General features: G+C 61.5%; 12 protein-coding genes and 1 pseudogene. 8 read left to right on the top strand and 5 right to left on the bottom strand.

The features are described from left to right. Positions 1–132: 132 nt before the first annotated feature. From ACX80X_RS16685 to dnaA, 5 genes and pseudogenes are all read right to left on the bottom strand, one after another. Positions 133–690: a DciA family protein gene (locus ACX80X_RS16685; protein ID WP_056342749.1), complete on the bottom strand. Its 558-nt coding sequence runs from the start codon at positions 688–690 to the stop codon at positions 133–135. Further along, positions 683–1,885, bottom strand: a complete 1,203-nt coding sequence (gene recF, locus ACX80X_RS16680) for a DNA replication/repair protein RecF (protein WP_252614799.1) — start codon at positions 1,883–1,885, stop codon at positions 683–685. Before recF ends, ACX80X_RS16685 begins: the two co-directional genes overlap by 8 nt. A 45-nt stretch (positions 1,886–1,930) precedes the next feature. Continuing rightward, positions 1,931–2,774: pseudogene (locus ACX80X_RS16675) on the bottom strand (NADP(+)-dependent, decarboxylating phosphogluconate dehydrogenase). Positions 2,775–2,877: 103 nt separating this feature from the next. Next, positions 2,878–4,002 (bottom strand): DNA polymerase III subunit beta, encoded by a 1,125-nt coding sequence (dnaN, locus tag ACX80X_RS16670; RefSeq protein ID WP_058930635.1) that lies wholly within the window; start codon positions 4,000–4,002, stop codon positions 2,878–2,880. Positions 4,003–4,529: 527 nt separating this feature from the next. Next, positions 4,530–5,951 (bottom strand): chromosomal replication initiator protein DnaA, encoded by a 1,422-nt coding sequence (dnaA, locus tag ACX80X_RS16665; RefSeq protein ID WP_056342735.1) that lies wholly within the window; start codon positions 5,949–5,951, stop codon positions 4,530–4,532. A 468-nt stretch (positions 5,952–6,419) separates the two neighbouring features. Here dnaA and rpmH point away from each other — a divergent pair, with 468 nt between their 5' ends. The 8 genes from rpmH (at position 6,420) to ACX80X_RS16625 (ending at position 12,138) form a co-directional block, all read left to right on the top strand. Beyond that, positions 6,420–6,557, top strand: a complete 138-nt coding sequence (gene rpmH / locus ACX80X_RS16660; protein ID WP_003800212.1) for a 50S ribosomal protein L34 — start codon at positions 6,420–6,422, stop codon at positions 6,555–6,557. A gap of 41 nt (positions 6,558–6,598) precedes the next feature. After that, a complete protein-coding gene (gene rnpA / locus ACX80X_RS16655; RefSeq protein WP_056342732.1) occupies positions 6,599–7,009 on the top strand; it encodes a ribonuclease P protein component in 411 nt (136 codons plus the stop codon). Then, on the top strand, positions 7,002–7,397 hold the full coding sequence (gene yidD / locus ACX80X_RS16650) for a membrane protein insertion efficiency factor YidD (protein WP_252600890.1): 396 nt from the start codon (positions 7,002–7,004) through the stop codon (positions 7,395–7,397). Before rnpA ends, yidD begins: the two co-directional genes overlap by 8 nt. A 16-nt stretch (positions 7,398–7,413) precedes the next feature. Further along, a complete protein-coding gene (yidC, locus tag ACX80X_RS16645) occupies positions 7,414–8,391 on the top strand; it encodes a membrane protein insertase YidC (protein WP_252600888.1) in 978 nt (325 codons plus the stop codon). After that, a complete protein-coding gene (locus ACX80X_RS16640; RefSeq protein ID WP_252600885.1) occupies positions 8,391–8,957 on the top strand; it encodes a Jag family protein in 567 nt (188 codons plus the stop codon). The genes yidC and ACX80X_RS16640 overlap by 1 nt, the downstream gene beginning before the upstream one ends. A gap of 20 nt (positions 8,958–8,977) precedes the next feature. Continuing rightward, the gene (gene rsmG, locus ACX80X_RS16635) at positions 8,978–9,628 is read left to right on the top strand and encodes a 16S rRNA (guanine(527)-N(7))-methyltransferase RsmG (protein ID WP_459312713.1); all 651 of its coding nucleotides are present in this window, start codon (positions 8,978–8,980) and stop codon (positions 9,626–9,628) included. Positions 9,629–9,714: 86 nt separating this feature from the next. Next, positions 9,715–10,788, top strand: coding sequence for a ParA family protein (locus tag ACX80X_RS16630; RefSeq protein WP_252600879.1), 1,074 nt, complete (start codon positions 9,715–9,717; stop codon positions 10,786–10,788). Between the two features lie 66 nt (positions 10,789–10,854). Further along, positions 10,855–12,138 (top strand): ParB/RepB/Spo0J family partition protein, encoded by a 1,284-nt coding sequence (locus ACX80X_RS16625; protein ID WP_252611303.1) that lies wholly within the window; start codon positions 10,855–10,857, stop codon positions 12,136–12,138. The last annotated feature ends 225 nt before the right edge of the window (positions 12,139–12,363 follow it).

Below are 12,363 nucleotides of genomic sequence, written 5' to 3'. Positions count from 1 at the left end.
ATGTGCCGATGCGAGGCCATTGACCCCGCCTAGGGCGCCCTCAAGGTCCCGCCTCCGGGTGCCTATACGCCCTAAGGCCGTTAGCTCGCCCTACACGCCGCCGGACGAATATTCAAGAGTCGACGGCGGCGGCTAACCGTAGGTATCGCGCGGCCCGCGGCCGTTGACGGTACGTCCGCCCTTGCGCCAGCTGGGTGCTGACGGGCCGAGCACCTGGATGCTGGTGACCACGCCATCGCCCAGTTCCGTGCGGAACTTCTCCAGCAGGCTGTTGCTCAGCAGCCGCAGCTGCGTGGACCAGGCCGTCGAGTCGCAGCGCACGTGAAGGGTGGTATCGGTGAAGCTCTCCGGGGTGCAGTGCGCTGAAATTTCCGGGCCAACCAGCGTGGCCCACTCTGCCATGACCGAACCCACCGCTACTGGCGAGCTCCAGCCGCGTTCGGCCACGAGGCGTCCCACCACTTTGCCGAGCCCCAGCGGATCACGGCCGGTGGAATGGAACTGGCTGAAACCCCGGGTATCCCGGATCCCACCCTTTGTCTTGGCGGCGCCGGCCTTGGGGGGTGCCTTCCGGCGGATTTCGCCGCGTGCGGCCGCGGCCTCACGCATGCGGTTCAGCGCAGCCTGCGGCGCGTCGATGTTGTCAGGATCCCGGCCAGGCTGCAGCCCGCCCTTTTCATCCTTATTCATCGATTCCTCCCGGGACGACCTTCACCCGCCGGCCGGAGAGTTCCTCCGGGATATCGGCGTCGACGGCGGCGGTCACCAGGACCTGTTCCGCGCCGGAGACTATTGCCGCCAGTTTACGCCGGCGCTGCACATCCAGCTCGGCGAAAACGTCGTCGAGGATGAGGATCGGTGCAGACCCGCCGGTCCTCGCGTCATCGAGCATGACGTAATAGGAAGCAAGCCGGAGTGAGAGGCACATCGACCAGGTTTCGCCGTGCGAGGCGTACCCCTTGGCGGGCGCTTCGCCGAGAATCAGTTCGAGCTCATCCCGGTGCGGCCCCACCAGGGAAATTCCGCGCTCAAGTTCCTTGCGGCGGGAGGCTGCAAAGGCCTGGACATAGCGGCCGGTGAGGTCCTCAACGGTGAGGTCCCGCAGATCTTCGGCAGCGGCGGACCCATCCGTCAACGAACCGCCACCGGCACCCGGTGCCGCGCCGCCGTCGTCGTCCATCACATTTTGGAGGGTGGACCGGTAGAGGGCGTTGGCTTCCTTGGACCCATCCGTGAGCTGGGCATACGCCTTGGCCAGGTGCGGGCTCAATAGTTCCACCAGTTCCAGCCGCGCGTGCAGCAGCTCGGCGCCCGCCCGGGCCATGTGCTGGTCCCAGACATCGAGGGTGGCCTCGTGTCCGGCAGTGAATTTTCCGGCCCGGGCGGATTTGAGCAGGGCATTGCGCTGCTTCAGGACACGGTCATAGTCCGTGCGCGTCGCCGCGTGCCGGGGCATGAGGCTGACCAGCAGCTCGTCGATGAACCGGCGGCGGTTGGACGGATCTCCCTTGACGAGCGCCAGGTCCTCGGGGGCGAAAAGCACCGTCTGGCAGATCCCCAGGAGATCCCTGGCCCGGACGGGATTGCTGCGGTTGATCCGCCCCCGGTTGGCGCGGCTGGCGTTGATCTCAAGTTCCAGGACCGTGGTCTGCCCGCCGCGGACCAGGCGGGCCCGGACCAGCGCGCGGTCCGTGCCGAACCGCAGCAGCGGGGCATCGGAGCTGACCCGGTGCGAGCTGAGGGTGGCCAGGTACCCGATGGCCTCCATGAGGTTGGTTTTGCCGATGCCGTTTGCCCCGACGAGCACGGTGACCCCCGGTTCGAGGGGAAGGTCAACCTGGGCGTAGCTGCGGAAGTCAGTGAGCGAAAGGTGTTCTAGGTACACGCGGTGTTCGACAATTCTCGGAACCGGCGGGTCCCGGGGTGGAGGTTACTGGGCGGGACGGGTGGCATGCCCGCCGAACTGGTGGCGCAGCGCGGAAACCATCTTCATGGCGGGCGAATTCTCCTCGCGGGAGGAGAAGCGTGCGAAGAGTGCAGCCGTGATGGCCGGTGCCGGAACCGCGTTGGCGATGGCTTCCTCAACGGTCCAGCGTCCTTCGCCCGAGTCCTCGACGTAGTCATCGATGGATTCCAGTCCCGGGTCCTCGTCCAGTGCCTTGACCATGAGGTCCAGCAGCCACGACCGGACCACGGTGCCCTTCTGCCAGGCGCGGAACGTACCGGGCAGGTCGTCAACAATGTCCTTGGCGGCCAGCAGTTCGTATCCTTCGGCGTACGCCTGCATCAGGCCGTATTCGATGCCGTTGTGGACCATCTTGGCGTAGTGTCCGGCACCGATTCCGCCGACGTGGACAAAGCTGTCCGCCCGCTCGCCTTCGGGACGGAGCACATCAAAAACCGGCAGGGCCCGCTCAATATCGGCAGCGTCGCCGCCAGCCATGAGCCCGTACCCGTTCTGGAGGCCCCACACTCCGCCGGAAACGCCGCAGTCGGCGAAACGGATCCCCTTCCCGGCCAGCGCGGCACCGTGTTTCTGGTCCTCNGTCGAGCTTGTCCCCGAGTTCGGTGACGACGGCATCGGTGATGTCGCCTGACGGGACCATGACCCAGATCAGCCGCGGGGCCGGAACGGCCGCAATGAGCTCATCCACGGAGGCAACGTCGGTGACCTCGGGGTTGCGGTCAAAGCCGGTAACCTCAATGCCACCCTTGCGCAGGCGTTCGCGCATGTTGAAACCCATCTTGCCAAGGCCGATCAGTCCAATATGCACGGGGGTCTCTTTTCTGCGCGGGGTTGGCTGTTGCTGAACGGGGCAGCCCAACTAGGTCGCACTAAGTGTCGTTATGAGCGCCCATAACGACGTTTTCTGCTACCTAGTTGGGAAGGCGGACGGGCATAACCAGGTAGCGGTAGTCGTCCTGGTCCTCACCGTCGGCGTCTGCCTGAGCCGTGATCATCGCGGGCTTCGGCGCCGTGGTGAAGGAGAACCTGACGTACTTCGTTTCGATGACGCTCAGGCCCTCCACCAGGTAGTGCGGGTTGAAGGCGACGGTGATGTCGTCACCGGAGAGCTGGGCTTCGAGTTCTTCGGAGGCCTGGGCATCTTCGCCGGTGCCGGCGTCCAGGTGCAGCAGTCCTTCGGTGAAGGCGAGGCGTACCGGGGTGTTGCGTTCGGCCACCAGCGACACGCGGCGGACGGCTTCCACAAGTTCCTGCGTTTGGACTGTTGCGTGGATGGGGGTGGAATCCGGGAACAGCGAGCGGATCTTGGGGTAATCGCCATCCACAAGCAGCGATGTGGTGGTGCGGCCGCCGCTTTCGAAACCGATCAGGCGGCTGTCATCGTCAGCAAGGGCGAGGTTGATGTCGCCGCTGTTGCCAAGGGTCTTAGCCACTTCGTTGAGGGTTTTTGCCTTGACCAGCGCACTGGTGGAAATTCCCGGTGTGGTGGGCTTCCACGGCACTTCGCGCATGGCCAGACGGTAGCGGTCGGTGGCCAGAAGCGTGATGAGGTCGTCCTCGATCTCCATCCGGACGCCGGTCAGGATGGGGAGAGTGTCATCCTTACTGGCCGCAATGATCACCTGGGACACAGCTTGGGCGAATGCGTCACCCGGGACGGTGCCGCTGATGGCGGGTAACGCAGGCAGCGGCGGGTATTCGGCCTCGGGCATGGTGGCCAGGTGGAAGCTGCTGCGGCGGCAGGTCAGCGTCACCTTGTTGCCATCGGTCTCCACGACCACCGGAGCGGAAGGAAGGCTGCGGCAAATGTCTGCGAGGAGGCGTCCGGAAACGAGGATGGTTCCCTCGGCGGTGATGTCCGCGGGGATGTCCAGCCGTGCGGAGGTCTCGTAGTCAAAGCTCGAGAGGCTGACGGTGCCGGCTTCAGCCTTCAGGAGCAGACCCGACAGCACTGGAACCGGCGGCCGCGGAGACAACGACCGGGCTGTCCAGGTGACGGCTTCTGCCAGGACGTCCCGTTCGACTCTGAACTTCACGGAAGGGTGCCGCCTTTCATTGCTGCTGCCTTGTCTGAACCGGAAACTCCCACAGGGAGCCCAAAAGTAGTGGCGCCCCAACAACGGAACCTGCATGGTTCATCGAGTGCTGAACCACAAAGAAACCCGAGGATGGGAGCGCTGCTGACAGCTTAGCCGGAAGACGGCTGATTAACCCATCCCCGGTCAGGACGCCTGGGGTCCGGAGGCCCTTGGGCCTGGGCCGGTTCGGGTGCGGATCGAGATTGTTATTTGAGGGAAATCAATTTATTGGGATTAGTAGTGTTAATAACTGCTGTGGATACTGTGGATAACTCGATCCGGCCGCAGGATCCAGCGGTTAAGCCCTGTTCATGGATTGTGGGTGACGCAGGTTTTAAACAGGCTGTGGATGGGGATAACAATTTTTGGGTTTTCGCTGATCCACAGGCGGCTTAAGGGTTTTAAGCCCATTAAGTTCGGTTGTCCCCTTAAGTATCCACAGGGTTATCCACATGCACCTGTTAATAAGGTATAGAGACGACGGCTTAGGAGTTGCGCTGCTGCTGCTTGATCCTGTTGGTGAGTTCGGTGACCTGGTTGTAGATCACACGACGCTCAGCCATCAGCTCACGGATTTTGCGGTCCGCGTGGATCACAGTGGTGTGGTCGCGGCCGCCGAGTTCCTGGCCGATCTTCGGCAGGGACATGTCCGTGAGCTCGCGGCAGAGGTACATGGCGATCTGCCGGGCGGTCACCAGCGTGCGGGTCCGGGACTTGCTGCAGAGTTCCTCCATGGTGAGCTTGAAGTACTCCGCCGTCTGGATCAGGATCTGGCTCGACGTGATTTCCTGGGCGCCGTCGTCCGTGATGAGGTCCTTGAGGACCATCTCAGCCAACGCAACATCGACCGGCTGGCGGTTCAGGCTGGCGAATGCCGTCACCCGGATCAGTGCGCCCTCGAGTTCGCGGATATTGCTGGAGATCTTGGAAGCGATGTATTCCAGGGCATCGTCCGGGGCGGAGAGACCTTCGCTGAGCGCCTTCTTCCGCAGGATGGCGATGCGGGTCTCGAGCTCGGGCGGCTGGATGTCGGTGAGGAGGCCCCACTCGAAGCGAGACTTCATCCGGTCCTCGAAACCTGCCAGCTGCTTGGGCGGCAGATCCGAGGTGATGACCACCTGTTTGTTGTTGTTGTGCAGGGAGTTGAACGTGTGGAAGAACTCCTCCAGCGTCCGGTCCTTGCCGGCCAGGAACTGGATGTCATCGATCAGCAGCACGTCCACGTTGCGGTACGTGGTCTTGAAGCTGGCGCCTTCGTCATCGCGGATGGAGTTGATGAAGTCGTTGGTGAACTCTTCGGAGTTCACGTACCGGACCCGGATTCCGCTGTACAGGCGGCGGGCATAGTGGCCGATCGCGTGCAGGAGGTGGGTCTTGCCCAGCCCGGAATCACCGTAGATGAACAGCGGGTTGTAGGCCTTGGCGGGCGCTTCGGCCACGGCCACGGCAGCTGCATGGGCAAAGCGGTTGGACGAACCGATCACAAAGGTATCGAAAACGTACTTGGGGTTCAGCCGGCCGAACTCGTGGGAAGTGCTCGGCAGCATCGGCTGCGGCTTCTGTTCGATCAGCTGGTCCGGCGAGTAGGAAGGTTCGACGACGGGTTCCGGCTCCGTGTGAAGGGGCACCAGATCGGTGTCCACGTCGATTGCGCAGCGGATGTCCTCGGAGAAAACGTTATGCAGGGCGTCATCCAGGGCGTCCTTGACCTGGGTCTGAAGGACTTCACGGGTCAGTTCGTTGGGTACGGCCACCAGGAGGGTGGATCCGATCAGGCCCTGGGCCTGCGCCAGGATGACAAAGCCCCGCTGCCGTGGAGATACGCGGTCGTCCTGCTCGAGCAGGCTCACAACCCGACGCCAGGAACTTCCGACAGTATTGGCGTGGTTGGCTTCGTCTACTGTCATCAATCAGTTCCTCAAACTTGCGTGCCTGCATTACGTGCAGCCCCAAGTCCCGAACCAGGACTCTGGTTCAGCTTCATCCACAGGGTTATGCACAGTCCGTGGATAATCGGCTACTGAGCCACTCTAGGGGAACAAAAGGCCAGAAGATAGCTGGGAAGTAGCTTGTGGATAATTACACCGTTGTGGTTCGAAAACAGGCCTTGTGAGCCACTTCATCCACAGGCTGTGGGGCCAGGTTAACCACAGCCGGGGACAGGGACGCAGGGGTACCCCGGTTTGACTCTGGCAGGCATTTTGCCCTAACGTTGTGAAGTCCTTTGTGTACGCTTTTTGGCCCCTTCTGAATCTCTCTGACGCACCGCGTTGGAGCAGCCGGGGGAAGCGTGCATATACAAAACTTAGCGTCGGCCAGTTCTTCCCCTTTTACTGATCGGGTGGGCGCACCTTTGATCCACTGGAGTAACTAACGTGAGCAAGCGGACTTTTCAGCCGAATAACCGCCGTCGAGCCAAGAAGCACGGCTTCCGCCTTCGTATGCGTACCCGTGCCGGCCGTGCCATCCTGGCAGCCCGTCGTGGCAAGGGCCGCACCGAACTGTCGGCCTAGATAACTGACTCGTCGGTTTAACTTTTCTTTGCGAGTTTAAGGTGCTGGCCACCCGTAACCGTTTGAGGACTGCAACCGATTTTTCAACAACTGTACGTTCCGGTGTCCGCAATGGACGCCGGAACGTAGTGTTATATGCGGCAGCTATTGCTGCCGACGAACCCAGCCGGATCGGGTTCATCGTTTCCAAAGGTGTCGGGAACGCTGTGGTCAGGAACCTCGTTAAGAGGAGACTGAGAGAAGCCGGTGCTGCCTCGCTGCGCGAGTACGGTACCGGGTTCGCCATAGTGGTCCGGGCGCTGCCTGCGTCCGCTGCCGCCAGCTGGGATCAACTGCTGGCGGACTACAACGCCGCACTGGAATCAACCATGAGCCGGTTGGGCAGCCGCCTTCCGCGGGCTGCTGTAAACGGTTCGACCGGTACAACACAGGAAGGGACACAGCGTGCGTAAGGTAACTGCCGCCGTCGTCCACTCCCTTCATCCTGTTGCTGCCGCCGTGGGCACCTTCCTCTGGAACCTGCCCAGAAACATTCTTATTCTGCTGCTGATGGCATACCGCAAGGTGATTTCTCCCTTGTATGGCCAGGTCTGCCGTTTCTTTCCTTCCTGCTCGGCGTACGCCCTTGAAGCGATCACTGTCCATGGGGCGGTGAAGGGCAGCTGGCTTGCAGCCCGTCGCCTTGTGCGCTGCCATCCGTGGAATGCCGGTGGTGTGGACCATGTCCCCGCCGGCCACCGCCACTGGCCCGATCACCGGACCCCCACAATTGTTGTGCTGAACAACCCGGACAAGTACCTGGCTGCTCAGACTGATGGAGAAGGCCGCCTTGCGGCCTGACGAATAGGGATATCGTATGGACTTCTTTGAAACAATCATGTTTCCGTTCAAGTGGCTGGTTTCCATCATCATGGTGGGCTTCCACGAGGGCCTGACTGCGATCGGCCTGCCTGCGGCCAACGGCTGGACCTGGACACTGTCCATCATCGGGCTGGTGCTGGTGATCCGTGCCGCCCTGATCCCCGTTTTCGTCAAGCAGATCAAGGCGCAGCGCGGCATGCAGCTGTTGCAGCCGGACCTGAAGAAACTCCAGGACAAGTACAAGGGCAAGACTGACCAGCTTTCCCGCCAGGCCATGGCGCAGGAACAGATGGCCATGTACAAGAAGCACGGGACCAACCCGTTCTCGGCCTGCTTGCCCATGCTGATCCAGATGCCGTTCTTCTTCGCGCTGTTCCAGGTGCTCTCCGGCATCAGCTCCAACGCCAAGGCGGGTGTGGGTGTCGGTGCGATGAGCCACGACCAGGTGGTGCAGTTCGACGAATCCAGCATCTTCGGTGCTCCGCTTTCCGCCACCCTCCTGCATGGAGGAGGAGGCGACGCGCAGTTGGCTGTCAACATCCTGTCGATCGTGATGATCCTTGCGATGACGGCTTCGCAGTTCATCACGCAGAAGCAGATCATGGCCAAGAACATGTCCGAAGAGGCCATGGCCAGCCCTTTCATGCGCCAGCAGAAAATGATGCTGTACATCCTGCCGCTCGTGTTCGGCGTGGGTGGCATCAACTTCCCCATCGGTGTCCTTATCTACTGGACCACCACCAACCTCTGGACCATGGCGCAGCAGTTCTTCGTCATCCGCCGCATGCCGACGCCGGGATCCCCAGCCGCCAAGGCACTCGCCGAACGCCGTGCGGCCAAGGGCCTGCCGGTCCTGCCCATTCTGGGCGGGAAAAAGGCCGACGCCGAAGCGGAGGCAGCTGCCGCAGCTGCGGTCCTCGAGCAAAAGGGACAGCGCGTCCAGCCACAGCGTAAGAACAGGAAGAAGAAGTAATGTCAGCCGAGAGCACCGAACACGCCCTTTCCGACGAGATCATTGACGATCAGGACGAAGCCTCGACCGACGCCGATGCTTCGCCCAAGGGATCCGCTGCCAGCCGCCTCGAAGAGGAAGGCGACGTTGCCGCCGATTACCTGGAGGAACTCCTTGATATCGCTGACATCGACGGCGACATTGACATTGAAGTCCGGAACGGCCGCACTTACATTTCCATCGTTGCCGAGGAAGGAACTGATGGTCTCGACAGCCTCGTAGGCGAAGACGGCGAAGTCCTCGAAGCCCTTCAGGAACTGACCCGGCTCTCTGTTCTCTCCGCAACGGAGAACCGTTCACGCCTGGTCCTGGACATCAACGGCTACCGTCAGCAGCGCGCCGTCCACCTGCAGAAGATCGCCGAGGATGCGGCAGCTGCGGTCAAGGAGTCCGGCAAAGCCGTGGCACTGGAGCCGATGAGTGCCTACGAACGCAAAATCGTTCATGACGCCGTCGCTGACCTGGGACTCGTCAGCGAGTCCGAGGGCGAAGGCGCCGGGCGTCACATCGTAGTATCCGCAGACTAGAGAATGCTGAACCGCTAATCATGGTTGACATCACGGCAGCAGAATTGCTGGCGGCCGAGAAGATTTTCGGTGACCGCCTGGACCTGGCCAAACGCTACGTGGAGCACCTGGCCACGTCCGGAACCGAACGCGGGCTGATCGGGCCGCGTGAGATCCCACGGTTGTGGAGCCGGCATGTCCTTAACTGTGCCGTTATCGAAAGCGAGATCGCGGACGGCAGCCATGTTGCCGACGTCGGAAGCGGAGCCGGACTTCCCGGACTTTGCCTCGCGATCGCGCGTCCGGATCTCCAGCTGACACTGATCGAGCCGCTGGAGCGCCGGGTGATCTGGCTCCAGGAAGTGGTGGACGATCTCGGCCTGACAAACGTCACGGTGATGCGGACGCGCGCGGAGCTTGCGGTTGGCATGGTGGACGCTGATGTTGTGACTGCCCGGGCTGTTTCCGCGCTGAGCAACCTCGCCGGTCTGACCATCCCCCTGCTCGCCGGCAAGGGTGAAGTTGTGGCCATTAAGGGACGCAGTGCAGGCGAGGAAATCGAAAAAGCAGCGAAGGTCATCCGGAAACTCGGTGGCGTCCAGACTTCTGTAGTGACTGTCGGTGAAAACCTCCTGGAGGAACCCACCACGGTGGTACGGATCGTCGTTAACAAGTCCCGAAAGTTCTCCTAGTCCTGGCCCGGTAGCCTTGGTCTGCAGGGCGAAGCGGTTAGGCTAGACAACGGCAGCAAAAGCCGAACGAGAGTGAGTGTGTCCCAGTGACCAGTAGCGAAGCCTCCACACAACGGATACCCCCGTTTGTGTCTTTGGGGTCAGCACGATCAGTTGCTGGCATGGGCATGGGTTCCGCGCCCGGACGAGGGGAAAGTCACCCTAATCCGGTTGCGGAAATGGCAATTCTTGCGTCTGTTTCACGTGAAACAACAACGGGTGGCCGGATCAACGTTATGGACACCATGGACGATTCCAGTCCTATCGCCCGGGAACTCGCGCACGAGACCAGGCGCCGCGAACGGCTGGTTGGCCGGAAACTTCCCAAGCCGGAGAAGACCCGTATCTTTACGGTGTCCAACCAAAAAGGCGGCGTGGGCAAGACCACCACCACCGTGAACATCGCTGCTGCCCTGGCCGCAGCCGGCCTGAACGTCCTGGTCATTGACATCGATCCCCAGGGCAACGCCTCCACCGCCCTCGGCGTCGAGCACCATGCCGATGTGGACAGCATCTATGACGTCCTCATCAACGATTTCCCTCTCGCTGACGTCGTGGCCCCCTGCCCGGACATCAGCAACCTGATCTGTGCTCCTGCCACCATTCACCTGGCCGGCGCGGAGATTGAGCTTGTTTCGCTTGTGGCCCGTGAACAGCGGCTCCGCCGGGCGATCGACGTCTATGCCAGGACCCGGGCAAAGAACGGCGAAGAACGCCTCGACTACATTTTCATTGACTGCCCGCCCAGCCTCGGGTTGCTCACGGTTAATGCCTTCTGTGCTGCCGGTGAGGTCCTTATCCCTATCCAGTGTGAGTACTACGCACTGGAAGGCCTCAGTCAGCTCCTCAAGAACATCGAGATGATCCAGAAGCACCTGAATGCGGATCTGGTGGTCTCCACTATTCTCCTCACGATGTATGACGGACGGACCAACCTTGCAGCCCAGGTGGCAGCCGAAGTTCGCCTGCACTTCCCCGAGCAGGTCCTTGGTGCTGTAGTCCCCCGCTCCGTGCGGATTTCAGAAGCTCCGAGCTACCAGCAAACCGTCATGACGTACGATCCTTCCTCCAGTGGAGCCCTGTCTTACCTGGAAGCCGCAGCCGAAATCGCTGAACGCTAGAATCTTCAAGAACTGCAACAACCGGAGTCCGGCAAGGTCTGACTCTTCCATCGGAGGGATTTATCCATGAGCGAAAAGCGACGTGGCCTAGGCCGCGGTCTTGGCGCACTCATTCCAAGTTCCGCCGGTAGTGCGTCGGGCAACGGCGGCGCTGTGTCGCGGCCTGTGGATCTCTTCTTCCCTGAAGGCCGTAAGAAAGTCGTGTCCCCTGATGACGCTTCAGGAAATGGTGGGGCAGCTTCAGATGCTTCATCTTCGGAGTCGGTTGCTTCCGAGTCGGATGCGCCGGCCCAGGCCAACGACGCATCGGTAACGAAGAAAGCAGCTGCGCCGAGAACGGCCTCCCCCGCGAATCCGCCAGCCAAGGCAGCAGAGAAGCTGCCGGCCGCAAAAGCTCCTGTAAAGGGCGGTGCAGCTACATCAACGGTGGACGGTTCGCCCATGCCGGTTGAAGGCGCGACTGGCGAGTCTGTGTCCGAGGCACCTGTATCCCAGAGCAGTACGCCGGATAACGGTGTTGACCTCGTGGAAGTCCCCGGCGTGCGTTTTGCTGAGATTCCGGTCACCGACATCCATCCGAACCGTAAACAGCCCCGTTCAGTCTTCGATGACGATGACATGGCGGAGCTCATCCACTCCGTGCGCGAAATCGGCGTCCTCCAGCCAATTGTGGTTCGTACTTCAACCGAGGAAGGTGGAGAACCGTACGAGCTGGTGATGGGTGAGCGTCGCTGGAGGGCAGTACAGGCGGCCGGAATGGCGACCATCCCTGCCATTGTCCGGGACACCACTGATGATGACCTCCTCAGGGATGCACTGCTGGAGAACCTGCATCGCAGCCAGTTGAACCCGCTCGAAGAGGCAGCGGCCTACCAGCAACTGCTTGAAGACTTCGGAACCACTCACGAGCAGCTTGCGGACCGCATTGGCCGTTCACGTCCCCAGGTTTCGAACACGCTGCGTCTCCTCAAACTTCCGCCCCTGGTTCAGCGTCGTGTGGCGGCCAGCGTTATTTCCGCTGGCCACGCGCGCGCGCTGCTCGCCCTGCCGGATGCAGCAGCCATGGAACGCCTCGCCCAGAAAATCGTGGCTGAAGGCATGTCTGTTCGGGCAACCGAAGAGGCCGTCACTCTCTATCAGGATCCTGCGAAGCCTGCCAAGAACAACATCCCTCGTCCGGGAGCCCGCCATGAGCGCCTGGACTATCTGGCATCCTCGCTGTCAGACCGCTTGGACACCAACGTCAAGATTTCCCTGGGTGTCCGCAAGGGGCGTGTCAGCATTGAATTCGCCAGTGTTGAAGACCTGAACCGCATCATGGAAGTTCTTGCGCCAGGATCTGAAAACTAGCGTTCTCTGTTCAAAGAAGGGCCTGTTTCACGTGAAACAGGCCCTTCTTTCGTCTGTATCGACGCCATCTTTGCATTCCGGAGCTGATACTGGCGTGGCCATGGTGGTTGTGACGCGCCCCGGGCTCGAGCCCGCGGTCCGCATGGCGTACCCCTCTGGGCCCGATGAAATAGTTCCGTTGTGGGACGCGAGTTTGGCACTGTCTGCTGCCTTCGACTCCTCTAA

Source organism: Pseudarthrobacter sp. MDT3-1, from assembly GCF_054510755.1.
Note: the sequence above shows the minus strand (reverse complement) of the source record. Positions and strands in the feature narration are given on the sequence as shown.

Bases quoted from the DNA above. Each gene is read 5' to 3' on its own strand.
- rsmG (WP_459312713.1), top strand. From the start codon at position 8,978: ATGGTTGACATCACGGCAGCAGAATTGCTGGCGGCCGAGAAGATTTTC.
- yidC (WP_252600888.1), top strand. From the start codon at position 7,414: ATGGACTTCTTTGAAACAATCATGTTTCCGTTCAAGTGGCTGGTTTCC.
- ACX80X_RS16685 (WP_056342749.1), bottom strand. From the start codon at position 690: ATGAATAAGGATGAAAAGGGCGGGCTGCAGCCTGGCCGGGATCCTGAC.
- ACX80X_RS16640 (WP_252600885.1), top strand. From the start codon at position 8,391: ATGTCAGCCGAGAGCACCGAACACGCCCTTTCCGACGAGATCATTGAC.
- ACX80X_RS16625 (WP_252611303.1), top strand. From the start codon at position 10,855: ATGAGCGAAAAGCGACGTGGCCTAGGCCGCGGTCTTGGCGCACTCATT.
- dnaA (WP_056342735.1), bottom strand. From the start codon at position 5,951: ATGACAGTAGACGAAGCCAACCACGCCAATACTGTCGGAAGTTCCTGG.